This window comes from Falsiroseomonas algicola, from assembly GCF_011040385.1.
Taxonomy (GTDB): Bacteria; Pseudomonadota; Alphaproteobacteria; order Acetobacterales; family Acetobacteraceae; genus Falsiroseomonas; species Falsiroseomonas algicola.
Window position 1 is genome coordinate 88,965 of the sequence record NZ_JAAIKB010000014.1, and the last position, 23,184, is coordinate 112,148.

Sequence of the window (23,184 nt, forward strand, 5' to 3'; positions counted from 1 at the left end):
CGTTTCCGCCCGACTTGAAAATGCTCTAACCCAGCCCCCGCGCCAGCGCCGCCACGTCCTTCGCCGCCGCGCTGCCGGGATGGCGCGTCAGCAGCGGTGTCTGGTGGCGGATCGAATCCGGCACCTTCGCATCCCGCCGGATGATGCCCGCCAGCGGCAGCGGCCGCCCGAGGAAGCGCCGCGCGGCGGCGTCGAGCGTCGCATGGGTGGCCTGGCCGGAGGCCGCGCTGCCGGCCAGGTTCACCACCAGCCGCGCATCGCCCCCCGGCGCATCCTGCGCATGCAGCTTCAGCACGGCATAGGCATCGGTCAGGCTCGTCGGTTCCTCGGTCGCCACCACCAGCAGCAGGTCGGCCGTGGCGGCCAGGCGGCGCTGCGGCGCCTCCACCCCCGCGCCGATATCCACCACCACCTCCTGCCAGCCTGCCGCCAGGCGGCGCGGCAGGGCGATGGCGGCATCCAGCGCGGCGCCCGCCAGCCCGGCCAGCGCGCCGGTGCCCGACCGGCCGGGCAGCAGGTGCAAGCCGGCGGGCAGCGGGATCGCCGCCTGTTCCGGCGCCGCGCCCGCGACGACGTGACCGAGGTCAGACCCCGCCTTCAGGCCGAGTTGCACGTCCACATTCGCCAGGCCCAGATCGGCATCCATCAGCACCACCCGGCGCCCCGCCTGGGCCAGGGCCTGGGCGAGCGTGATCGCGAGCCAGGTCTTGCCGACGCCACCCTTGCCCGAGGCGATGGCGATGACGCGACCGGGCCCGGCCGCCAGCGCCGCACTCATGGCGCATTCTCCCTGTTGGCCGGCGCCGCCAGGCGCCCGGCAAGTCCTTCTGGCGTCAGCCTCTCCAGCCCGCCCAACGCATCCTGGCCGATGCCGGCTTCCGTCAGCGCCAGCCCCGCCGCCGCCGCGGCCAGCACGCCGCCCAGCCGCCGCGCGGCATCGAGCCGCGTGGGCAGCAGGTAGCGGCAGCCCAACAGCCGGAAGGCATGGGCGGTTTCCGCCGCTTCCTCCGCATCCATCCCGGCGGGCAGCACCAGCACGGGCGTGCCCTGCGCGGCTGCCAGCAGCGCCGCCAGGGCACGGGCGGAGGCCGGGCTGAAGGGATCGCAGCCCGGCATGTCCACCAGCGCCGCCTGGCCCTGCGCCCGCCGCCCCAGCGCCTTGCCCAGCGCCGCCGGGCCACTCGCCACCGCCAGCGGCAGGCCCAGCACCCGCGCATAGGCGGCGATCTGTTCGGTGGCGCCGGCCCGCCTGCCATCCGCCGTCACCAGCAGCGGCGCCGTGCCCGCCATGACCAGCCGCGTCGCCAGCTTGGCCACGCTGAGCGTCTTGCCCGCGCCCGGCGGCCCCACCAGCAGCAGCGGCGTGCCGTCCTGCGGCAGCGGCAGGAAGGACAGCACCTGCCCCAGCGCAGCCGGGAGCCGCCCTTCAGACAGCCGCGCCGCGAGCTCCGCCGGCACGTTGTGGCGCGCCAGCTCCGCCGGAATGGCGCGGGATGGCGCCGCCGCTTCCGGCGGGATCACCAGCGGCTCGTCATCCTGTTCCTGCGCCGCGGTGATCTCCACCCCGCCATTCACCCGCCGGGTGGAGAGCAGGACCGCATCCTCCCCCATCTCCGCGCGCAGCTGCGCCATGGCATCCGACATCCGCGCGGCGCGGATCACGCGCAGCCTCATGCCGCCACCGTGGCCTGCACCGTGCCGACGGTGCGGATGCGCGCGCGGGCATGGATCTCGGTATGCGCCAGCACGCTGGTGGCGGGGCGGAAGCGTTCCACCACCGCGCGGACATGGGCGCGGATGGTGCCGGAGCAGACCAGCACCGCGGGTTCGCCCGCATTGCTCGCCGCATCGAAGGCGCTGCGCAGCGCGCCCATGAAGGCGGAAAGCTTCGACGGCGCCATGGCGAGCTGCTTTTCCTCACCGGGGCCGATCAGCGCCTCCTGGAAAGCCAGCTCCCATTCATTCGCCAGCGCGATGATCGGGATGTAGCCGTTGGGCCCGCGCGCCGCGTCGCTGATCTGGCGCGCGAGCCGCGTGCGCACCATGGCGAGCATGGGGCCGAGGCTGCGCGCCCCGCTTGCCACCGCTTCCTGCATCCCCTCCAGGATCGTCGGCAGGTCGCGGATGGAGACACGCTCCGCCAGCAGCGCCTGCAGCACCCGCTGCACAGTGCCAAGGCTCGCCTGGCCGGGGATCAGGTCGGAGACCAGGCGCTTGTGCTCCACCGCCAGCTCGTCGATCAGCTTCTGCGTCTCGGAGAAGGAGAGCAGCTCCGGCATGTTCTCCCGCGTCACCTCGGTCAGATGCGTGGCCAGCACGCCGGCGGCATCCACCACCGTGCAGCCCATGGCCAGCGCCTCCTCCCGCCGCACTTCCTCGATCCAGGCGGCGGGCAGGCCGAAGGTCGGCTCCTGCACGCGTTCGCCGGGCAGGGCGGGCGGGTTGCCGGAGGGATCGATCGCGAGATGCAGCGGCGGCTTCAGCGCGCCGCGCCCGGCCTCGATCTCCTTCACCCGGATCACATAGGTATCGGGCGGCAGCTGGAGATTGTCCTGGATGCGGACGCTGGGCAGCACGAAGCCGAGTTCCTGCGCCGTGGTCTTGCGGAGCGTGCGGATCTGCTCCGACAGCCGCGGTGCATCCCCGGCCGCCAGCGACAGCAGCCCATAGCCCAGTTCGAGGCGCAGCAAATCCATCTTCAGCGCGTCGCTCGCGGGCGGCTCCCCGGGCGGGGGCGGCGGCGCATTGGCCCGCGCGGCGGCGGCACGCTCGGCCTCCCACTGCGCCCTCGCCCCCCAGGCCGCGGCGCCGGCCAGAGCGAGGAAGGGGATCGCCGGCATGCCCGGCATCAGCGCCATCAGCACCGCCGCGCCAGCCGCCATCGCCATCGGCTTGGCGCCGCCGAGCTGCAGCGCCAGCGCCTGGTCGGCGCGCCCCTGCACGCCACCCTTGGTGACGACGATGCCCGCCGCGATCGAGACGAGCAGCGACGGGATCTGCCCGACCAGCCCATCGCCGACGGTCAGGATGGAGAAGGTGGACACCGCCTCCCCGAAGGCCATGCCCTGGCGCAGCGTGCCGATGGCGATGCCGGCCAGCAGGTTGATCGCCGTCGTGATGAGGCCCGCGATGGCGTCGCCGCGGACGAATTTCGCGGCACCATCCATGGCGCCGTAGAAGCCGCTTTCCTCCTCCAGCTCCCGCCGCCGGAGCCTCGCCTGTTCCTCCGTGATCACGCCGGCGGAGAGGTCGGCATCGATCGCCATCTGCTTGCCCGGCATCGCATCCAGGCTGAAGCGCGCCGCCACTTCCGCGATGCGGCCGGAACCCTTGGTGACGACGACGAAGTTCACCACCAGCAGGATGGCGAAGACGATCAGGCCGACGATGACGTCGCCGCCCATGAGGAAGCCGCCGAAGGCGGAGACGACATGCCCCGCGGCCTGCGGACCCTCATGCCCCTGGGTCAGGATGGCGCGCGTGGTCGCGACGTTCAGCGACAGGCGCAGCAGCGTCGTCAGCAGCAGCACGGTCGGGAAGCTGGTGAAGTCCAGCGGCCGCTGCATGAACAGCGACACCATCAGCACCAGGACGGAGGCGGTGATGGAGATGGCGAGCCCGGAATCCAGCAGCCAGGTCGGCAGCGGCACCACCAGCACCGCCACCAGCATGACGACGCCGAGGCCCAGCGCGACGTCGCCCGAAGGTCGCGCCCGTGCCAGCCAGGATGGCAGTGTGATGCTGGCCAAGGGTCAGACCGCGACCGGCAGCGTGGGCGTCATCTGCCCCGGCGCCGGTGGCGCCATCTGGCCCGGTGCCGGTGGTGCCATCTGCCCCGGTGCCGGCGGCACCGGAAGCCCGGCCGCCCGATAGTCCTGCAGCTTGTTGCGCAGCGTGCGGATGGAGATGCCGAGGATCTCCGCCGCCCGCGTGCGGTTGCCGAGGCAGTGGGACAGCGTCTCCAGGATCAGGTCGCGCTCCACCTCCTCCATCTTCCGCCCGACCAGCGCGGCGACGCGGTTCGCCGGCGCCGTGGCTGGGCCCGACGCAACGGCCGGCGCGGCCTGCAGCGTGGCCACCGCCTCCGTCTCCGTCAGCACGGCGCGCGGCGTCAGCTCCACCGCCTCGGGTCCGATCTCATGCCCCTCCGCCAGCAGCACGGCGCGGTGGATGGTGTTCTCCAGCTCCCGCACATTGCCGGGCCAGGCATGGGAGAGCAGCGCCTGGCGCGCCACCAGCGACAACCCCCGTTCCGGCAGGCCGTTGGCGCGGGCGTAGTGCAGGGCGAAATGCTCGGCGAGCGGCAGGATGTCGGCCGGGCGTTCACGCAGCGGCGGGATGCGCAGCGCGATGACGTTGAGGCGGAAATAGAGGTCCTCCCTGAACCGCCCGCGCGCCACTTCCTGCGCCAGGTCACGATGGGTGGCCGCCAGCAACCGCACGTCGACTTTGATCGGCGCACCGCCGCCCAGGCGATCCACCTCCCTTTCCTGGATGACTCGTAGAATCTTGGCCTGGAGCCGCGGGTCCATCTCCCCGATCTCGTCAAGCAGCAGCGTGCCGCCATCGGCCTGTTCGAACTTGCCCTTGCGCGTCGCGACGGCGCCGCTGAAGGCGCCCTTCTCATGGCCGAACAGCTCGCTCTCCAGCAGCGTCTCCGGCAACGCGGCGCAGTTCAGTGCGACGAAGGGGCCGCGCGCGCGCTTCGAGGTCGCGTGCAGGTGCCGCGCCAGCACCTCCTTCCCCGTGCCGGATTCGCCCGTCAGCAGCACGGAAGCCTCCGCCCGCGCCACCTGCGCCGCACGGGCCAGCAGCATGGTCATGGCGGGGTCGCGCGCGATCGGCCCTTCCCGTGACGGCGCCGCGCCGGCGGCCTGCAGCATGGCGATGATGAGGTCCGCATCCGGCGGCAGCGGCAGGAAGTCCCGCGCGCCGGCCTCGATCGCGCGCACCGCCGCATCGCCATCCTCGGCGCGGCCGCAGGCGACGACGGGGCAGGCGATGCGCTCCGCCGCCATGGCCTGGACAAGCCACGCCACGTCATGCCGCAGATCGACGAGCGCGAGGTCGGCACCCTCGGCCCGCAGCCGCTCCAGCCCGGCCGCGACGCCCTCGGCGTGGCCAAGCTTGGCGCCGCGCGCGATCGCGACGCGGGCGGCGGAACCGAGCTCCCCTTCAAGGGAGCCCACGATCAGCAGGCGCGCCATGGCCTCAGCCGCCCCGGTCGGATTTGACGATTTCGGTCATCGTCACGCCCAGGCGGTTATCCTCCACCATCACCACCTCGCCACGCGCGACCAGGCGGTTGTTGACGTAGATGTCGACGGCCTCGCCCAGCTTGCGGTCCAGCTCCACCACCGCGCCGCGGCCGAGCTTGAGAAGCTGGGAGACCTGCATCGTGGCCCGACCCAGCACGGCGCTGACCTGCACCGGGATGTCGTAGACCGCGTCCAGGTCACGCGGCCCGGTGGGCGCGGAAGCGGTCTGCTGCGCCTCGGTCGCCGGCACGGCCTCGAACCCATCATCGGCGCTCATGCGCTCTCTCCCTCTTCATCGCTCCAGATTCCCGCGGCACGCAGCGCATCCACCACCGCGGCACGACGCTTCGCGAGGTCCAGCTGCAGCGCGCCATCCCGCCAGGCCAGCCGCGCATCGCCCGGCGGCACCGCCGGGTCGCCCACCACCGCCGGACCGCCCTGCGGCATCCGCGCGGCGATCGCCTCCACCAGCGCAGGCGCCACATGCAGCACCGCCTCCGGCCGGTCCGCGATGGCGGGCAGCAGCGGCACCAGCACATGGGCCACGATGTCCGGCCCCGCCCGTTCCACGGCGCCGGGCAGCAGCTGGTCGAGGATGTGCGTCAGCGTGCGGGCCAGCGCCGTCGCCGACTCCTCCGCGACCTGCCGGCCGGCCTCCGCGGCGCCATCCATCGCCCGGGCCATCGCTTCCAGCGCGCGCTGGATCGCGGCTTCCTGCGCCGCGGCCTGCAGGGCGCGGCCTTCCGCCAGCCCCTCCGCATGGCCGATGGCGCGGCCGGCCTCCTCCGCCTCCGCCCGGATTGCCTCCAGCAGCGCGGGATCGGGCGGTGGTGGCGGGGGCGGGGCCGGCGGCGGAGGCGGCGGCTTCGAGAGGTCCGGCAGGCGAAGGGCGAGCATCAGGCCACCATCTCGTCATCGCGCCCATCGGCGATCTGGATCTGGCCCTGCGCCGCCAGGTCCTTCGCCATGGCGACGATCGTCGCCTGCGCCTCGTCCACGTCGCGCAGCTTGACGGGGCCGAGCGCGGCCAGGTCGTCCTTCAGCAGCTTGGAGGCGCGTTCGGACAGGTTGCGGAAGAACAGGTCGCGCAGCGTCTCCGACGCGCCCTTCAGCGCCAGCGTCAGCTTGTCCTTCGGCACGGCGCGCAGCAGCGCCTGCACGCCCTGCGTATCCAGGCGCTGCAGGTCGTCGAAGGTGAACATCAGCGCGCGGATCTTCTCCGCACTCTCGCGCGACCGCTCCTCCAGCGCCGCCAGGATGCGGCCTTCCGCCGCGCGGTCGAGGTTGTTGAAGATCTCGGCCATGACCTCATGCGCATCCCGCCGCGACCCGCGGGCGAGGTTCGACATGAACTCCATGCGCAGCGTGCGCTCGACGCCTTCCAGCGCCTCCTTCTGCACCGTTTCCATGCGCAGCATGCGCATCACCACTTCCATGGCGAAGCCTTCCGGCAGCAGCGCCAGCACGCGCGCCGCATGGTCGGGCCGGACCTTGGACAGCACGACGGAGACGGTCTGCGGGTATTCGTTCTTCAGGTAGTTCGCGAGCACCGCCTCGTTCACGTTGCCCAGCTTGTCCCACATGGTGCGGCCGGCGGGGCCGCGGATCTCCTCCATGATCTGCATGACGCGCTCCTTCGGCAGCGTCTTCAGCAGCAGGCGTTCGGTGCTTTCGTAGGAACCGACGAGGTGCCCGGCCTGGCCGAGCTGGGTGCGGAACTGCCGCACCACCTCCTCCACCATCTCGGCCTCCACATTGCCGAGCGCGGCCATGGCGAGAGAGAGGTCGCGGATCTCATCCTCATGCAGCCGGCCGAAGATCTTGGCGGCCTGCTCCTCCCCCAGCGCCAGCATCAGCGTCGCGGCCTTCTGCGGCCCGGTCATGCCCCCGCTCATGTCGCATCCTCCGGCGCCAGCCAGCGGCGGATCACCTGCACGCTGGCATCAGGGTTCTGTTCGATCAGCTGCGCCAGCGCGGCGAGGGCGGAGGCCTTCATCTGCCCCTCCACGCGCGCGAGGTCGACCATGCCATCCGCATCGGGCTCGCCCGGCGCGGCCGCCTGGCCGGGCAGCAGCGGCGTGCCATCCGGGGCGGTGGCCGCGGCGCCGGCGGGCAGCGCCACGGGGTTGCCATCGGGGCCGATCACCGTCGCCCCCGCCTCTCCCGCCCCGGCGCCCGCCAGCGCGGTCTGCGGCATCAACGCCACCGTCAGCCGCGTCGCCATCGGGCGCCCGACCAGCAGGATCGCGGCCAGCGCCACCAGCGCCAGGATGGCGGTTTCCGTCAGCCTTCCCAGCAGCGCCGGCGGGATGGTCTGGCCGAGGATGGTGAAGCCGTCCGGCCCTGCATCCAGCGGCGGCGGTTCCGCGAAGCGCAGGTTCACCACATCCACGCGGTCGCCGCGCTGTTCGTTGAAGCCGACGGCGGATCGCACCAGGGAGGCGATGCGCTGCAACTCCTCCGCCGAGCGCTCCCGGAACTGCGGCGGGCCATTCGCCTGCGGCTCCCACACCCCATCCACCAGCACGGCGACGGAGAGGCGGCGCAGCGCGGGCTGTTCGCGCAGCGTGTTGCGCGTGGTGCGCCCGATCTCGAAATTCGTCGTCTCCTCGGAGCGCGAGGATTGCGTCTGGCTGCCGCCGGCCTGGGCTTCCGCGCCCGGCAGCTGGTTGGCGACGGAGACGTTGCCCTGTTCGCCGCTGCGGCTGCTCTCGCTGGTGGATTGCGTGCTGCGGGGCACCTGGTTCTCGGGGTCGAAGCGTTCCTCGGTGGTCTGCACGCGGTCGAAATCCATCTCGACCGAGGCTTCCGCCCGCACGCGGCCGGGGCCGAGGGTGCGTTCCAGCAGGTCCTCCACCCCGCGGGCCAGGCGCTGTTCCGCGGCGCGGCGCAACTCCTCCCCAGTCTGCGCGGCGGCGGGGCCGGACAGCGCCTGCCCGCCGCGGGCCATCAATTCGCCCCGGCTGTCCACGATGGAGACGTTCTGCGGCCGCAGGCCCGGCACGGCGGCGGCGACGAGGTGGAGCACCGCCTGGACGCCCTCGCGGTCCAGCCGCTGCGCGCCCTGCATGGCGATGACGACGCTGGCCTGCGCCTCCGGCCTTTCGCGCGAGAAGGGCTCCCGCCGCGGCAGCACCAGGTGCACGCGCGCGGTGCGCACGCCGGACAGGCCGCGGATGGTGCGGGACAATTCGCCTTCCAGGGCGCGGACGCGGTTGATGTCCTGCTGGAAGGGCGTGGTGGTCAGGCTCTCGCCGCGGTCGAAGATCTCGTAGCCGACGGACCCGCCGGCCGGCAGGCCATCGCGCGCCAGCATCAGCCGCACGCGCGGCACATCGGCTTCCGGCACCAGCACCTGCGCGCCGCCGGCTGCCAGGCGATAGGGGATGCGCGCGCGGTCCAGCGCCTGCACCACCTGCCCGGCGTCACGCGGGTCGAGGTCCCCGTAGAGCAGGGACATCGGCGGTTCCGCCGCGCGCAGCGCCAGCCAAGCGACCAGGCCGAGCACCGCGATGCCGACGCCCGCCATGGCGGCCAGGCGCATGGCGCCCAGGCCGCGGAGCTGCTCGATCAGCCCCCCCATGCGCCACGCTCGTCATGCCGGGCCGTGAAGCCTGGCCCGGCGCATCCTGCACCCGAACCCCTGCGAGACATCCTGCCATTCCCCATGCCGACCCAGTCGGCCGGCCCATGCCGACCCAGTCGGCCGGCTCGATCCGACGACATCGGCTGGGCAGGTTCTGCCGGGTAGCGGGTAACGGCGCGGTTAATGCGGCGGGGGTGATCGGCAGAAAGGCGGAAAATCGCGGCGGCGCAAGCGCTTAGGATTTGCGCCCGGAACGGTCAGTCCCCGCTTTCCAGCCGGTCGATATCGTCGTCGGAGAAGCCGAAATGATGCGCGATCTCATGGATCAGCACATTGCGGACCAGGCGGAACAGATCCTCCCCGGTCTCCACCCATTCCAGCAGGATCGGCTCCCGGTAGAGGGTGATGGTGTCGGGCTCCGTCGGCGCGTCGAAGACGCTCTTCTGCGTCATCGGCGTGCCGCGGTAGAGGCCGGTCAGCGCCCAGGGGCTCTCGAAGCCGAGCTCCTGCGCCGTCTCCTCATCCGCCACTTCCTCCACCACGATGGCGGCGCCGCGGACGAGGTCGCGCAGCTCCTTGGGGATGGCGGAAAACGCCTGCTCCGCCATCTCCACGATGTCGTCCAGGGTCGGCGGATGGCTGAATCGGGTCATGCCGCCTTGCAGCCCGCCCGTCGCCCCGCGTCAAGCACCGAACCGGAGAAGCCCCGCCATGGTCCAGCCCCTTGCCCCCGAAGCCCGCGCGACCCTTGCCGCCGACCTCCCCGCCTGGGCCATGGCGGAGGGGCGGGACGCCATCACGCGGCGCTTCCGCTTCCGCGACTTCAGCGAGGCCTGGGGCTTCATGGCCCGGGTCGCCCTGCTGGCGGAGCAGCAGGACCACCACCCCGAATGGAGCAATGTGTGGAACCGCGTGGAGATCCTGCTGACGACGCATGACGCCGGCGGGCTGTCGGACCGGGACGTGCGGCTGGCGCGGGCTATCGATGCGCTGGTGGCGCCTCCGGCCGCTGCGGGATGATGGTGATCATCCCATCCGCCTCCAGCACCGCCCAGCGGATTTCCGCGAGCGTCGTGATGCCCTGGCGCTCACGCGCGGCCTGCAGGATGTCGCCCAGATCCACGCGTGCCCGGGCCAGCCGGTCCTCGATCGGCTTGCCCTCCGCCACCAGGATGGTCGGCACGCCATCCAGCAGCCGTTCCGCCGCCGCGCTGCGCTGCTTCAGCAGGGAGAAGCCGACATCGATGGCGAGCAGCGTCGCGATCACGACCAGCGCATTCACCATGGAGAAATCCTCGCCCAGCAGCGCCTGCTGCGTAGCCTCCCCCACCACCAGCAGCAGGACGAGGTCGAAGGGCGTCGTCTCCCGCAGGCTGCGCCGGCCGGTCACGCGGAACATCAGCAGCAGCACCAGGTAGAGCGCGGCGGCGCGCAGCACGCTTTCCATCAGGGCCAGACCAGCACGGGCAGGTCGAAATCCTGCCCCGCGGCGCGCAGCCGCAGGCGGCGGGGGCCCGGCCAGCCGGTCGCCTCCGCCTCCAGCACCATGATGCTGCCCTGATCCGTGCCGGCGGGCAGCAGGCGGTAGCCGTCGGGCCCGGCCTGCACGCCGAGCGGCGGCGGCGTCATCTCCCGCAGCCGCCATGATTCGAGAAAATCCGGCGAGAGGCGCAGGGCACCATCGCCGGGTGGCAGGGTGACGCGGATCGGCGCCACGGCGCCGAGACGCTGGATGCGCGCCCATTCGACGGTCGCGCCGCCTTCCTGCTGCCGTCCCTGCGCGAGCGGCCCGCCGCCGCCGAAGGCGCCGGCCAGCGCGGCGGCGACCACCACGATCATCCCTGCCCAGGCGAGGCGCTGGACACGCCAGACCCGCCGCTGGAAGGGCATGTCGCCTTCCATGCGCCGCAGGTCGGGCGGCCAGCCCTCGGCATCGCGCATCCCACGCCCCTTCGCCGATACGCGCCCGCAACGCCCCTGCGCCGCCCGGGTTGCCCCCGCTCGCGAAGGATGCTGGCCTTCATCGGCGTGGCTCGCCTAGGTTGTATCATCGCGCCAGGAAAGCCGGCGCCGTGAGGGAGAGATTCGGATGCTGAAGCGCAGGACGATGCTGGGTGGCGCGCTGGCCGCGCCGTCGCTTTTCGCCGGGGCCGGCGGCGCCCTCGCCCAGTCGGGCCCGATCCGCATCGCGACGGCGGGGCCGATGACCGGGCAATACGCGGCCTTCGGCGGCCAGATGCGCGCCGGTGCCGAGCAGGCGGTGGCGGACCTCAATGCCGCCGGCGGCGTGCTCGGCCGGCAGCTGGCGCTGGAAGTCGGCGACGATGCCTGCGACCCGCGCCAGGCCGTCTCCGTCGCCAACCAGCTGGCATCGCGCCGCGTGGCGCTGGTGGCGGGGCATTTCTGCTCCGGCAGTTCCATCCCCGCCAGCAAGGTCTATGCGGAGGAAGGCGTGCTGCAGATCAGCCCCGCCTCCACCAACCCGCGCTACACGGATGAGGGCGGCTGGAACACCTTCCGCGTCTGCGGCCGCGACGACCAGCAGGGCCAGGTGGCGGGCCGCTACATCGCGCAGAACATGCGCAGCCAGCGCATCGCCATCCTGCACGACAACTCCGCCTATGGCCGCGGCCTGGCGGAGGAGACGAAGAAGGCGCTGAACGGCGCCGGCGTCACCGAAGCCCTCTTCAGCGCCTATACGCCCGGGGAGCGCGACTATTCCGCCATCGTCTCCCGCCTGCAGCAGGCGAACGTCCAGGTGGTCTATGTCGGTGGCTACCACACCGAATCCGGCCTGATCCTGCGCCAGGCGAAGGAGCGGGGGCTGAACATCACGCTGATCGGCGGCGATGCGCTGGTGACCAACGAGTTCTGGCAGATCACCGGCGCGGCGGGCGAAGGCACGCTGATGACCTTCAGCAGCGACCCGCGCAAGCGCCCGACGGCGGCCTCCGTCGTCCAGGCCTTCCGGGCCAAGAACATCGATCCGGAGGGCTATGTCCTCTACACCTATGCCGCGCTGCAGATCTGGGCGGCGGCGGCGGCGCGCAGCAACGGCACGGATCCGCGCCGCATCGCCGCGCTCCTGAAGTCGGGCGGCCCGTGGCAGACGGTGCTGGGCGACATCTCCTTCGACGGCAAGGGCGATGTCACGGTGCCGGACTACGTCTTCTACGTCTGGCGCAACGGCAGCTACGCCGAGATGTGAGGCGGCCAGGCGCGGCGCCGCAGGGCGCCGCGCCTATTCCAGCCGCATGCCCGCATCCCGCACCACCCGGCCCCAGCGGGCATGGGTGGCGGCGAGCAGGCCGGGCAGGTCGCCGCCCGGCCAGGGATCGATCCCCCAGCCCGGCAGGCGGGCCCGCGCGGCGTCGCTCGCCATCGCGCCCTGGGCCGCCGCGGCCCATTCCGCCAGCACCGTCTCCGGCGTGCCGCGCGGCGCCAGCAGCAAATTCGCCACGCGCACCTCGAAGCCCGGGAAGCCGCTTTCCGCCACCGTCGGCACCTCCGGCAGCACCGCCGCGCGTTCGGCGCCGGAGACGGCCAGCGCGCGGAGCCGGCCGCTCCGCACCAGGTCGGGCCCGCCGCCGATGGCCAGGAACCCCGCCGGCACGGTGCCGGAGACGATCGCCGTCAGCGCCTCCGGATTGCCGCGCTGGGGCACATGTTCCAGCGCCGCCGCCGGCAGCCCCGCGGATTGGCGCAGATGCTCCATGGCCAGGTGCCCGGGCGATCCGACGCTGCCGGAGGCGTAGAAGGCCGGGCTTCGCCGCGCACCCTCCAGGAAGGATCGCAGGTCGGTCGCGGGGTGCCCGGGATGGACCAGCAGCACCAGCTGGAAGCTGCCGAGATGCGCGACCGGCACCAGGTCCCGCAGCGGGTCGAATCCCATGTCGCGGAAGAGATGCGGGTTGACCGTCAGCGCGGTGTCGAGCGCGGCGAGCAGCGTCCTGCCATCCGGCCTGGCACGCGCCACCGCGGCCGCGCCGATATTGCCGCCGGCGCCGGGGCGGTTCTCCACCACGACGGTCCCGCGCCCCTCCCGCATCGCATGGTCGGCCAGGATGCGCGCGGTGCCATCGAGCGACCCGCCGGGCGTGAAGTTGACGATGATGCGCGTGGGATCCGTTTGCGCCGCCGCATGGCGCGCTGCGAGCAGACCGGCGGCGGTGGCGAGCAGGTCGCGGCGTCCTGGCATGGTGGTGATCCTCCCTCTTGCCCTGCATCAGGCCGTGGCCGGGCCCTCCCGCGCAAGCGGGGAAGGGGGCAGGATGCGCGGCGACGACCGGAGGAAACGCGCCGCATGACCGCCATCCGCAACGTGCTCTTCATCATGGTGGACCAGCTGCGCTGGGACCATCTCGGCTGCGCGGGGCATCCCTTCCTCCGCACGCCGAACCTCGATGCGCTGGCGGCGCGGGGCGTGCGGTTCTCCCAGGCCTATGTGCAGTCCGGTATCTGCGGACCCTCCCGCATGTCCTACTACACCGGCCGCTACGTCTCCTCCCATGGCGCCACGCATAACCGCGTGCCGCTTTCCATCGGAGAGGTGACGCTGGGCTGGCATCTGCGGGAGGCCGGGCGGACCCTGGCGCTGGCGGGCAAGACGCATGTGCTGCCGGATGCGCATGGCATGAAGCGCCTGCAGCTGGATGGCCAGCACGATCTGGCGGCGCTGCTGAAGGAGGGATGGTTCACGCTGGTCGATCGCCATGACGGCCACCATGCCGAGCCCGACAGCGCCTATGCCCATTGGTTGCGATCGAAGGGCTATGACAGCGCCGATCCCTGGACGGACTACGTGATCGCCGTCGAGGATGAGGAAGGAAAGGTCCGCAGCGGCTGGAAGATGCGCAACGCCCGGCTGCCCGCCCGGGTGCGGGAGGAGCATAGCGAGACCGCCTACACCACCGACCAGGCCATCGGCTTCATGGACCGCCAGGGCGATGATCCCTGGGTGCTGCACCTGTCCTATGTGAAGCCGCACTGGCCCTACATCGCGCCCGCGCCCTACCACGCCATGTATTCGCCGAACCAATGCCTCCCCGTCTCCCGCCATCCCGCCGAGCGCGGGGAGGGTGCGCATCCGATGCTGCGGGAATGGCAGAAGGAGGAGGTGAGCGAAAGCTTCCAGATCGATGACTGCATCGCGACGGTGCGGCCCGCCTATCAGGGCCTCATCACGCAGCTCGACGACCATCTCGGGCGGGTGTGGGAGGCGATGGAGCGGCTCGGGCGCTGGCGCGACACGATGGTCGTCTTCTGCTCCGACCATGGTGACTATCTCGGCGACCACTGGCTCGGCGAGAAGGAGCTGTTCCATGACTGCGTGCAGCGCATTCCCTTCCTACTCTACGACCCTTCGCCCGAGGCGAACGCCACGCGCGGCACCGTCGATGACCGCTTCGTGGAGGCGATCGACGTGGTGCCGACCATCCTCGACGCGCTCGGCCTGCCGGCATCCGAACACGTCGTGGAGGGCCGGTCCCTGCTGCCGCTGACGCGCGGCGCTACGCCGCCGTGGCGGGATGCGGTGGTGAGCGAACTGGACTGGACCTTCAGGGGCGCGCGCCGGCGCCTCGGCCACCCGACCGGGCAGCACCATGCCTGGATGCTGCGGGATGCGCGCTGGAAGTATGTGCACTGGACCAGCGGGCACCGGCCACAGCTCTTCGACCTTCAGGCGGATCCGGAGGAGTTCCACGACCTCGGCGCCGATCCGGCGCTTGAGGGGGTGCGGGAGGCGGCGCGGGAGAAGCTGCTCGCCTGGTTCACGCGGCTGAAGCGCCGCACGACGCTGAGCTGGGCGGAGGCCGAGTTGCGCACGGATCGGCACAAGGCGGCAGGCGTGTTCTACGGGGAGTGGTGAACCGGGGAAGGCGCTGCCTTCCCCGGACCCCTACCGCCAGGGGCGAGACGCCCCTGGACCGTCTCAGGCGGCCTTGGCGGCCTGGATCGCCTTCCACACCGTCTCGGGCGTGGCGGGCATGTCCATGTGGGTGATGCCGACCGGCGTGAGCGCATCGACCAGCGCATTCATCGCCGCCGGCGGGGAGCCCACGGCACCGGCCTCGCCCGCGCCCTTCACGCCGAGCGGATTGGTCTCGCAGGTCACCTCGATCAGGTCCACGTCGATGTCCGGCAGATCGTCGGCCCGCGGCAGCGCATAGTCCATGAAGGAGGCCGAGAGCAGCTGGCCGCTGCCATTGTCATAGGCCGTGCGCTCATGCAGCGCCTGGCCCAGGCCCTGCGCCACGCCGCCATGCACCTGGCCGCGCACGATCAGCGGATTCAGCGCATGGCCCACATCGTCCACCACGATGTAGCGGGGGACGGAGACGATGCCCGTCTCGGGGTCCACCTCGACCTCCGCCACGTGGCAGCCATTCGGGAAGGTGTGGGCCTCGATCTTGGCCGTCTCCATGGCGTCGAGCAGCAGGGTGGACTGCCCCGCCGCGACCCGCTTCCGCTGGATGGCGGCGAGTTCCAGGATGCCGACGCCCTTGTCCGTGCCTGCCACGTCGAAGCGGCCGGCGGCCGGCGTGAATTCGATGTCGGCGACGGAGGTTTCCAGATGCTCCGCCGCGGCCTGCTTGCCCTTCTCGATCACGCTCGCGGTGGTGACGAGGATGGCCTGGCCTTCGGAGTAGAGGCTGCGGGCGCCGCCGGTGCCGCCGCCCTCGGGCAGCGTCTCGCTGTCGCCCTGCTTCACCCGGATTTTCTCGAGTGGCACGCCAAGTTCGTGCTGGGTGAGCATGGCATAGGCGGTCTCATGGCCCTGGCCGGTGGATTGCGTGCCGACATAGACATCGACGTAGCCATCCTCCGCGAAGACGACCTTGGCGTTCTCCGTGGGGCCACCGCCGGTGGCTTCCAGGTAATAGGCGAGGCCGATGCCGCGGCGCTTGCCCTGCTTCTCCGCCTCCGCCCGCCGCGCCGGGAAGCCCGCCCAGTCGATCTTGGCGAGCGCGCTGTCCATCAACTGGAGGAAATCGCCGCTGTCGTAGCGCTGGCCCATGGCGGAGACGAAGGGCATCGCGGCCTGCGTCACCATGTTGCGGCGGCGAAGCTCGATGCGGTCGATCTTCAACTCGCGCGCCGCGGCGTCGATCAGGCGCTCGACCAGGTAGTTGCTCTCCGGCCGGCCCGCGCCGCGATAGGCATCGACGGGGACGGTGTTGGTCAGCACGCCGATGACGTTGGCGTAGATCGCCTCGAACCCATAGACGCTGGCCAGCACCTTGGTGCCGGCGCCGGTCGGGATGAAGGGCGCGAAGGTGGAGAGGTAGGCGCCCATATTGGCGTAGTTGCGCGTGCGCAGCGCCAGGAACTTGCCGTCGGCGTCGGTCGCCAGCTCACCCAGCGTGATGTTGTCGCGGCCATGGGTGTCGGACTGGAAGGCCTCCGACCGTTCGCTGGTCCACTTCACGGGGCGGCCGACCTGCTTCGCCGCGAAGGCGACGAGGACGTGCTCGGCATAGAGGTAGAGCTTCATGCCGAAGCCGCCGCCGACATCGGGGGTGATGACGCGGACATTCTCCGGCGGGATCTTGAAGACATTGCCCGCGAGCAGGTTCTTCACCAGCCAGGAGCCCTGGGTGTTGGTGTGCAGCGTCAGCTTGTCGCCTTCCCAGGCAGCGACCGCGGCGCGGGTTTCCATGCTGGCGACGACGACGCGGTTGTTCACGACGGTCAGGCGCGTGACATGCGCCGCCCGGGCGAAGGCCGCTTCCGTCTTGGCCTTGTCGCCGGCTTCCCAGTCGAAGGCGACGTTGCTGGCCGCCCCTTCCCAGACCTGCGGCTGGCCGGCTTCCCAGGCGGTGGCGAGGTCCGTCGCGGCGGGCAGCACCTCGTAATCCACCATCACCGCTTCCGCGCCGTCCCGCGCGGCCTGGGCGGATTCCGCCACGATGAAGGCGACGGGGTCGCCGACATGGCGGACGGTGTCGGTGGCCAGCGCCAGGCGCGGCGTGTTGGCGCGCGGCGTGCCGTCCTTGTTCTTCAGCGGGATCACGCAGGGCACCTCGCCGAGGCCCGCCGCCTGCAGGTCCGCGCCCGTGATCACCGCCAGCACGCCCGGCACGGCCTTGGCCGCGCTGGTGTCGAGGCTGGTGATCTTCGCATGGGCATGGGGGCTGCGGAGCACGACGCCCACGGCTTCCCCTTCCATGGCGATGTCGTCGGTGTAGCGGCCCCGTCCCGTCAGCAGGCGGGGATCCTCCACGCGCCGCACCGATTGGCTCAACCCGAACTTCGCCATGGCTCTCGTTCCCCAGACTCTTATGCCCGCCATCATCTGCGATCTTTGGGGGGATCGAAAAGGGGGGCCGGCAACCCGCCAAGGGGGCGCGGCGTTCGCGACCCGGAAGGAGTGCACCCCATGCACCGATCGATTGCGCTTGCCCTGGCCGTCGCGCTGGGCGCGGCACCCGCTCTGGCCCAAACCCCGGCGCCGCCGGCCAATGGCAATGCTTCCGCCGCCCAGGTCGAGGCCATGCGCACGCTGCGCGAGGCGGAGGAAGGGCTGCGGGACGTGCTGAAGCGGCTGGAGGAGGGGACCATCCCCGCCAGCGGCGCGACATCGCGCCTCCGCCAGGCGTTGAACGAGGTGGAGCGCGCCATGCTGCGCCTGCCCGCCGATTCCCGCCGCGGCGCGCCCTGGCAGACCGCGGTGAAGGAGGTGTCGGAGGCCATGGCGATGGTGCGGGAGGAAGGCGGCGACGTGGCCGCCGCCCGCACCGCGGCCGGGGAGGCGCTGGCGACGCTCCCGGCGCTGGCGGGGGCGGAGACGGGGACGGGCGGATAGTAACCAACTCTTCATCCCTGCTGGCGCAGGCTTCAGGGATGACCGAGACCGACCTTGCACGCGAGGCCCGGCAGAACATCGCCCGGCACCTTGCCGACCTCCACCGCCTGCACATCCAGCTCGCCACCGACAGCCGCGCGCTGAAGGCGCTGACGCTCAGCGGGCGCGCCCAGGCCGAGATCGAGATCGCCGCGGAGATGCTGGAGCAGTACATGGCGGCGACCGGCGCCTTCCTCGAGAACATGCGCGGCCGCTACGAGGCGCGGCTCGGCCTGTTGCGGCGGGGAGAGCCGACGGGGGTGGAAGCGGTGCCGGGGCAGGGGGCGCTGGGGCATGGCGCCTTCTGGTACGCCTTCTCCCGCCTCTGCTCGGTGCTGCGGATGGCGGAGCGGCGATCCGGCTAAGGCGGTTTTAGGGATACTGCGCCTTTAGCCGTTTAGCCGATTTATGCACCTTTAGTCGCGTTTTCGCGTGTTCCAGGGCCGCTGGCCGCTCGGCGGGAACGTCGCGATATCAGCGGCTTGCAACGTCCGCCCGCCGCGTGCCCGGCGCGGTGGGACAGCCTCGGCGCCTGTCTCAAATAAGAAGCGGAGCCCTGGCCGGGTGGCCATGGCTCCGCCCTTGGTGGCAGGAACATAACGCGAATTGCTGGCCGGCGCCAGCGCAAACGGTCAGGAGTAGCCCTTGCCCTCCGGGGTGGCGGCCTGCTCCCGCGCTTCCTCCTGCGCGCCCTGGTCGACCTTCTTCATGCGCCCTTCCGGCAGCTTGCCGTCCTCCATCTCGCCGGTCGGGGTCGCCTCGGTCGCCTCGGCGGCGGGTTCGAAATCGAAATCGCCGTCGGAGGATTGCCAGGACTGCACGGTCAGCACCTTCGCGCCGCCGCGGCTTTCATGCGGGCCATGCACCACGCCGGCGGCCTGGGTGGTGAAGCCGCCGATGGGCAGCGCCTCCCCGCCATCGGTCAGGTCTCCTTCCAGCAGGTAGTGCATTTCCGCCCCGGCGCGGTGGCAATGGGCGGGGATGACGCCGCCGGCGGGGATATGGACGATGCTGGTCACCACGCCGCGGCCGGCATCCTCGTTGAGGATCTGGATGCGGAAGGTGCCGCCGGTCGCGCCCGGTATCATGAAGGGCGCGGGCTCCACGCTCTCCGCCGCCAGCCTCAGGCTGCGCTGGTCCATCGTCATTCTCCCGTTCCTTGGTGGGCGAACGCGGCGTGATGGCGCGGGGTTGCGGGGGGCGGTATGCAGGGGGGATGCCGGATTATGCGCTGGAATCGGAAGAAGGGGGCCTGGTCGCGGGCCTCGACGAGGTCGGGCGCGGGCCGCTGGCCGGGCCGGTCCTGGCCGCGGCCGCCGTCTTCCTGGCCGCGCCTTCCCCCGCGCTCGCGGCGATCCTGGATGACAGCAAGAAATTGACCGCCGCCCGGCGGGACCGCGCCTTCGCCGCGCTGCATGAAGCGCGACGGCGTGGGGAGATCGTCTTCGCCATCGCCGGTGCCTCCGCCGTGGAGATCGGGCGGCTCAACATCCTCCGCGCCAGCCACCTGGCCATGGCGCGCGCCCTGGCGCGGCTGCCGGTGGTGCCGGACCTCGCGCTGGTGGATGGCCACCTGGCGCCGAGGCTGCCCTGCCGGGTCCGCTGCGTGGTGGGGGGCGATGGGGTGAGCCTGTCCATCGCCGCGGCCTCCATCCTGGCCAAGGTCACGCGGGACCGGGCGATGGCGCGGCTCGATGCCCGCCATCCCGGCTGGGGCTTCGCCACCAACCAGGGCTACCCGACGGCGTCGCACCGCGCGCGCCTGGCGGAGGTGGGGCCGACGCGCCACCATCGGCGGGGATTTTCGCCCGTGGACCAGGCATCGCTGCGGCTTGTGGCGCCGATCGGTTGACGGCGCGACTCGGCGCCGCGCATGGTGGGGGCTCGATTCGCAGTGGGGTTGCTGGCGTCACGATGGGTACCGGTCTCGACCTGCCGCTGGACGAGGTGATGGTCGGCGACTGCATCGCGATGCTGCGGCGCCTGCCGCCGGCTTCCGTGCACGCCGTCTTCGCCGACCCGCCCTACAACCTCCAGCTGAAGGGCGAGCTGCGCCGGCCCGATGACAGCATCGTCGATGGCGTGGACGATGCCTGGGACCAGTTCAGCGATTTCGCGGCCTATGACGCCTTCACCCGGGAATGGCTGACGGAATGCCGCCGGGTGCTGCGCAAGGACGGCACGCTGTGGGTGGTGGGCAGCTACCACAACGTCTTCCGGCTCGGCACGGCGATGCAGGACCTCGGCTTCTGGATCCTGAACGACGTGATCTGGCGCAAGGCGAACCCGATGCCGAATTTCCGGGGCCGGCGCTTCACCAATGCGCATGAGACGCTGATCTGGGCCGCCCGCGGCGCCGAAAGCCGCTACCGCTTCAACTACGCCGCCATGAAGTCCCTGAACGACGACGTGCAGATGCGGAGCGACTGGTATTTCCCGCTCTGCACCGGCGCGGAGCGGCTGCGGGGGGAGGACGGCAAGAAGCTGCACCCGACCCAGAAGCCGGAGGCGCTGCTGCACCGCGTGCTGGTGTCCTGCACCCAACCCGGGGAGGTGGTGCTGGACCCTTTCCTCGGCACCGGGACCACGGCCGCCGTCGCCAAGCGGCTGGGGCGCCGCTTCATCGGGATCGAGCGGGACGAGGGCTATGCCGCCGCCGCCAAGGCACGGATCGAGGCGGTGGAGGCGATGCCGGAGAGTGCCGCGCTGGCGCTGCCGAACAAGCGCGAGCAGCCGCGGGTCGCCTTCGGGCTGCTGGTGGAACGCGGGCTGGTGCCGGCGGGGACCACGCTGACGGACCGGCACAAGCGCTGGCGGGCGGTCGTCGGCGCCGATGGCACGCTGCGCTGCGGCCAGGCGACGGGGTCCATCCACAAGGTGGGCGCGGAGCTGCAGCAGGCGCCATCCTGCAATGGCTGGACCTTCTGGCACATCGAGGGGCGAGACGGGCGGCTGCGGCTGATCGACGAGATCCGGACGGAGATCGCCTCGCAGGGGCTGTAGCGAGCCGCGCAGGAAAGTCTCTCACCGTCGCGGAGGCCACGTCCTGAAGGGGGCGGTTAACCCGTGTCCCGCATCCTGGGCGCCGATCCCAGGAGAAGCGACATGTCCGAGAATTGCCTGTCCGTCCCGCGCCGGCTGACCGAGGCGGAGCTGGATGCCGCGGTGGGCGGCTATGGCTGGCTCTCCGACCCCCTGCAGGAGGCGCGCGACAGGATCGCGCGTGAGAATCCGGATGGCGCCTTCCAAGCCGGTGCTTCCGTGTCGGAACAGGCCGCGGATTTCGCGCGGCAGCAGACGGAGGATCGGCTTCGCGCGGCAATGGGAGATGCGCGGGGTTCCGCGTTGATCATGGATATCTGAGACCGCCGAGCACATGGCGTGACCTGCGGCCGACACCGTCGGCCGAGGCCGCGACGGGTGCCCATGCGCGTTGCTGCGCAACGTGCATGGGGTCCCGGAACGCGGCCCGCCGCTTGTGCGTCACGCCGAAGGCGTGCCTGCGGCACGGTCACGGCACTGCCGTGACGCCAAGCGCGCGGAGCGCGCGCCCGGCGCCTGAGGGCAAAAAAAAGATACCAACGAGTCGCTGAAAGCGGCCGGTGGTATCACTCCCCGATGAAGCCGCCCGATTGCCGTTTCCACAGCTTCGCGTAGACCCCGTCGCGGGCCAGCAGTTCCGCATGGGTGCCGGCCTCCGCCACGCGGCCCTGCGACAGCACCACCAGGCGGTCCATGCGCGCCAGGGTGGAGAGGCGGTGCGCCACGGCGATCACCGTCTTGCCGGCCATCAGCCGTTCCAGGCTTTCCTGGATCGCGGCCTCCACCTCCGAATCGAGGGCACTGGTCGCCTCGTCCAGCACCAGGATCGGCGCGTCCTTCAGCAGCACGCGGGCGATGGCGATGCGCTGGCGCTGGCCGCCGGAGAGCTTCACGCCGCGCTCCCCCACATGCGCGTCATAGCCCGTGCGGCCGCGCCAATCCGCGAGGTCCATGATGAAGTCATGCGCTTCCGCGCGGCGGGCGGCTTCCTCGACCTCGGCGAGCGTCGCGTCGGGGCGGCCGTAGCGGATGTTCTCCAGGATCGATCGGTGCAGCAGCGCGGTGTCCTGGGTGACGACGCCGATCGCGCCGCGGAGGCTCTCCTGGGTGACGGCCCCGATGTCCTGGCCGTCCACCAGGATGCGGCCGGCTTCCGGCGTGAAGAAGCGCAGCAGCAGGTTGATGGCGGTGGTCTTGCCCGCGCCGGAATGGCCGACCAGGCCGACGCGCTCGCCGGGCTTCACCTCCAGGTCGAAGCCATCCAGCACGCCCGCTTCCCGCCCATAGCCGAAGCGCACGCCCTCGAAGCGGATCGCGCCCTGCGGCACCGCGAGGGGCCTGGCGCCGGGCGGGTCGGGCGCGGTGGGGGGCACGGCGATGCTGCCCATCGCTTCCTGCACCGTGCCGATATTCTCGAAGATGCCGGCGACGTTGAAGGCGACCCAGCCGGAGATGTTGGCGATCTGCCAGGCCATGGGCAGCGCCGCCGCCACCATCGCGAGCGGAATGTCGCCGCGTGACCAGAGCCAGATGGCGAGGCCCGCCGTCGCCGTGAGCATGGAGGCGTTGAGCGTGGAGAGCAGCAGCCCGTTCAGTGTCACGAGCCGCGTCTGCGCGGCGAAGCGCTCATTCAGCCCCTGCACGGCTTCCCGCACCCAGGCATCCTCCTGCGCCGCGCGGGCGAAGAGCTTCACGGTGACGATGTTGGTGTAGCTGTCCACCACGCGGCCCGTCAGCAGGGACCGTGCCTCGCTGGCCTTGCGGGCGCGGTCGCGCATGCGGGGCACGATGAGGCGCAGCAGCGTGGCATAGAGCACGAACCACACCAGGATGGGGATGGCGAGCCGCCAGTCGGTGGAGGCCAGGACCAGCACGGCGCCGGTGCCATAGACCAGGATGTACCAGACCGCGTTGACGGACTGGACGACGCTCTCCCGCAGCGCCGGTCCCGCCTGCATCACGCGGTTGGCGATGCGGCCGGCGAAATCCTCCTGGAAGAAGGACCAGCCCTGGCGGATGACCTGCCAGTGGGACTGCCAGCGGATCATGCCCGTCACGGCGGGGATGATGGCCTGCTGCGTCACCAGGTTCTGCGACAGGATGGCCAGCGGCCGGCAGACCAGCAGCACCGCCGCCATGCCGGCCAGCGTCCAGCCGGCATCGGCCCAGATCCGGTCCGGCCCGTGCTGTTCCAGCAGGCCCACGACGCGGCCGACGAAGACCGGGATCAGCAGGTCCAGCAGCGCGACGGTGAGGCCCGCGCCGAAGAGCAGCAGGAAGAGGGCCCGGGCCTGGCGGGCGAAGTACCAGTAGAAGCCGAGGAGCGACCGGGGCGGCGGCTCCTCCGGCACCTTGACGCCGAGCCAGCGCGCGGCGCGGCTGCCAGGCGGCGTGACGGGGTCGATCGCGGTCTCGAACAGCCGGAAGGGGAGCATGAAGGCAGAACGCGCCGA

General features: G+C 71.6%; 23 protein-coding genes. 8 read left to right on the forward strand and 15 right to left on the reverse strand.

The features are described 5' to 3' along the window. Nucleotides 1–25: 25 nt before the first annotated feature. The 9 genes from G3576_RS25240 to G3576_RS25280 all read right to left on the reverse strand — a co-directional run bounded on the left by G3576_RS25240 (nucleotide 26) and on the right by G3576_RS25280 (nucleotide 9,497). Complete coding sequence (locus tag G3576_RS25240) at nucleotides 26–778, reverse strand: nucleotide-binding protein (protein WP_164697255.1); 753 nt, start codon at nucleotides 776–778, stop codon at nucleotides 26–28. Continuing rightward, entirely contained in the window at nucleotides 775–1,674 is a 900-nt protein-coding gene (locus G3576_RS25245) for a flagellar biosynthesis protein FlhF (protein ID WP_164697256.1), read from the reverse strand. Before G3576_RS25245 ends, G3576_RS25240 begins: the two co-directional genes overlap by 4 nt. Beyond that, nucleotides 1,671–3,749: a flagellar biosynthesis protein FlhA gene (gene flhA, locus G3576_RS25250; protein ID WP_235952434.1), complete on the reverse strand. Its 2,079-nt coding sequence runs from the start codon at nucleotides 3,747–3,749 to the stop codon at nucleotides 1,671–1,673. The genes G3576_RS25245 and flhA overlap by 4 nt, the downstream gene beginning before the upstream one ends. A 3-nt stretch (nucleotides 3,750–3,752) precedes the next feature. Then, a complete protein-coding gene (locus G3576_RS25255) occupies nucleotides 3,753–5,207 on the reverse strand; it encodes a sigma-54-dependent transcriptional regulator (protein WP_164697257.1) in 1,455 nt (484 codons plus the stop codon). A 4-nt stretch (nucleotides 5,208–5,211) separates the two neighbouring features. Beyond that, on the reverse strand, nucleotides 5,212–5,535 hold the full coding sequence (gene fliN / locus G3576_RS25260; RefSeq protein WP_235952435.1) for a flagellar motor switch protein FliN: 324 nt from the start codon (nucleotides 5,533–5,535) through the stop codon (nucleotides 5,212–5,214). Further along, complete coding sequence (locus G3576_RS25265; RefSeq protein WP_164697258.1) at nucleotides 5,532–6,155, reverse strand: FliH/SctL family protein; 624 nt, start codon at nucleotides 6,153–6,155, stop codon at nucleotides 5,532–5,534. Before G3576_RS25265 ends, fliN begins: the two co-directional genes overlap by 4 nt. Next, nucleotides 6,155–7,153: a flagellar motor switch protein FliG gene (gene fliG, locus G3576_RS25270; protein WP_235952436.1), complete on the reverse strand. Its 999-nt coding sequence runs from the start codon at nucleotides 7,151–7,153 to the stop codon at nucleotides 6,155–6,157. The genes G3576_RS25265 and fliG overlap by 1 nt, the downstream gene beginning before the upstream one ends. After that, nucleotides 7,150–8,841 carry a flagellar basal-body MS-ring/collar protein FliF gene (gene fliF, locus G3576_RS25275; protein WP_164697259.1) on the reverse strand — a complete coding sequence of 564 codons (1,692 nt, stop codon included), beginning with the start codon at nucleotides 8,839–8,841 and terminating at the stop codon, nucleotides 7,150–7,152. The genes fliG and fliF overlap by 4 nt, the downstream gene beginning before the upstream one ends. A 260-nt stretch (nucleotides 8,842–9,101) precedes the next feature. Beyond that, the gene (locus tag G3576_RS25280; RefSeq protein WP_164697260.1) at nucleotides 9,102–9,497 is read right to left on the reverse strand and encodes a metallopeptidase family protein; all 396 of its coding nucleotides are present in this window, start codon (nucleotides 9,495–9,497) and stop codon (nucleotides 9,102–9,104) included. Nucleotides 9,498–9,555: 58 nt separating this feature from the next. On the opposite strand from G3576_RS25280, the gene G3576_RS25285 reads away from it, so the two are divergent. Continuing rightward, on the forward strand, nucleotides 9,556–9,864 hold the full coding sequence (locus G3576_RS25285; protein WP_164697261.1) for a 4a-hydroxytetrahydrobiopterin dehydratase: 309 nt from the start codon (nucleotides 9,556–9,558) through the stop codon (nucleotides 9,862–9,864). Here the strand turns inward: G3576_RS25285 and G3576_RS25290 are convergent. Further along, a complete protein-coding gene (locus tag G3576_RS25290) occupies nucleotides 9,824–10,291 on the reverse strand; it encodes a DUF421 domain-containing protein (protein ID WP_164697262.1) in 468 nt (155 codons plus the stop codon). The two genes, G3576_RS25285 and G3576_RS25290, sit on opposite strands and share 41 nt — an antisense overlap. Then, nucleotides 10,291–10,785: a hypothetical protein gene (locus G3576_RS25295; protein WP_164697263.1), complete on the reverse strand. Its 495-nt coding sequence runs from the start codon at nucleotides 10,783–10,785 to the stop codon at nucleotides 10,291–10,293. Before G3576_RS25295 ends, G3576_RS25290 begins: the two co-directional genes overlap by 1 nt. A 148-nt stretch (nucleotides 10,786–10,933) precedes the next feature. Between G3576_RS25295 and G3576_RS25300 the strand changes: the two genes are divergently transcribed. Continuing rightward, nucleotides 10,934–12,052, forward strand: a complete 1,119-nt coding sequence (locus tag G3576_RS25300) for a branched-chain amino acid ABC transporter substrate-binding protein (protein WP_164697264.1) — start codon at nucleotides 10,934–10,936, stop codon at nucleotides 12,050–12,052. Nucleotides 12,053–12,085: 33 nt separating this feature from the next. Here the strand turns inward: G3576_RS25300 and G3576_RS25305 are convergent, their stop codons facing one another. Then, nucleotides 12,086–13,042, reverse strand: a complete 957-nt coding sequence (locus tag G3576_RS25305; RefSeq protein ID WP_164697265.1) for a Bug family tripartite tricarboxylate transporter substrate binding protein — start codon at nucleotides 13,040–13,042, stop codon at nucleotides 12,086–12,088. 105 nt (nucleotides 13,043–13,147) lie between these two features. Between G3576_RS25305 and G3576_RS25310 the strand changes: the two genes are divergently transcribed. Beyond that, a complete protein-coding gene (locus G3576_RS25310; protein WP_164697266.1) occupies nucleotides 13,148–14,713 on the forward strand; it encodes a sulfatase-like hydrolase/transferase in 1,566 nt (521 codons plus the stop codon). A gap of 63 nt (nucleotides 14,714–14,776) precedes the next feature. On the opposite strand, the gene G3576_RS25315 is transcribed toward G3576_RS25310, so the two are convergent. After that, entirely contained in the window at nucleotides 14,777–17,104 is a 2,328-nt protein-coding gene (locus G3576_RS25315) for a xanthine dehydrogenase family protein molybdopterin-binding subunit (protein WP_164697267.1), read from the reverse strand. Between the two features lie 120 nt (nucleotides 17,105–17,224). Between G3576_RS25315 and G3576_RS25320 the strand changes: the two genes are divergently transcribed. Both G3576_RS25320 and G3576_RS25325 read left to right on the forward strand, forming a co-directional pair. Beyond that, complete coding sequence (locus G3576_RS25320) at nucleotides 17,225–17,650, forward strand: hypothetical protein (protein ID WP_164697268.1); 426 nt, start codon at nucleotides 17,225–17,227, stop codon at nucleotides 17,648–17,650. A 38-nt stretch (nucleotides 17,651–17,688) separates the two neighbouring features. Next, nucleotides 17,689–18,054: a hypothetical protein gene (locus tag G3576_RS25325; protein WP_164697269.1), complete on the forward strand. Its 366-nt coding sequence runs from the start codon at nucleotides 17,689–17,691 to the stop codon at nucleotides 18,052–18,054. A 267-nt stretch (nucleotides 18,055–18,321) separates the two neighbouring features. On the opposite strand, the gene G3576_RS25330 is transcribed toward G3576_RS25325, so the two are convergent. Beyond that, a complete protein-coding gene (locus G3576_RS25330) occupies nucleotides 18,322–18,837 on the reverse strand; it encodes a cupin domain-containing protein (protein WP_164697270.1) in 516 nt (171 codons plus the stop codon). 68 nt (nucleotides 18,838–18,905) lie between these two features. Here G3576_RS25330 and G3576_RS25335 point away from each other — a divergent pair, with 68 nt between their 5' ends. From G3576_RS25335 to G3576_RS25345, 3 genes are all read left to right on the forward strand, one after another. Beyond that, complete coding sequence (locus tag G3576_RS25335) at nucleotides 18,906–19,541, forward strand: ribonuclease HII (RefSeq protein ID WP_164697271.1); 636 nt, start codon at nucleotides 18,906–18,908, stop codon at nucleotides 19,539–19,541. Between the two features lie 62 nt (nucleotides 19,542–19,603). Beyond that, complete coding sequence (locus G3576_RS25340) at nucleotides 19,604–20,692, forward strand: site-specific DNA-methyltransferase (protein WP_164697272.1); 1,089 nt, start codon at nucleotides 19,604–19,606, stop codon at nucleotides 20,690–20,692. A gap of 102 nt (nucleotides 20,693–20,794) precedes the next feature. After that, complete coding sequence (locus G3576_RS25345; RefSeq protein WP_164697273.1) at nucleotides 20,795–21,052, forward strand: hypothetical protein; 258 nt, start codon at nucleotides 20,795–20,797, stop codon at nucleotides 21,050–21,052. A gap of 245 nt (nucleotides 21,053–21,297) precedes the next feature. Here the strand turns inward: G3576_RS25345 and G3576_RS25350 are convergent, their stop codons facing one another. Then, the gene (locus G3576_RS25350; RefSeq protein WP_164697274.1) at nucleotides 21,298–23,166 is read right to left on the reverse strand and encodes an ABC transporter ATP-binding protein; all 1,869 of its coding nucleotides are present in this window, start codon (nucleotides 23,164–23,166) and stop codon (nucleotides 21,298–21,300) included. Nucleotides 23,167–23,184: the final 18 nt, after the last annotated feature.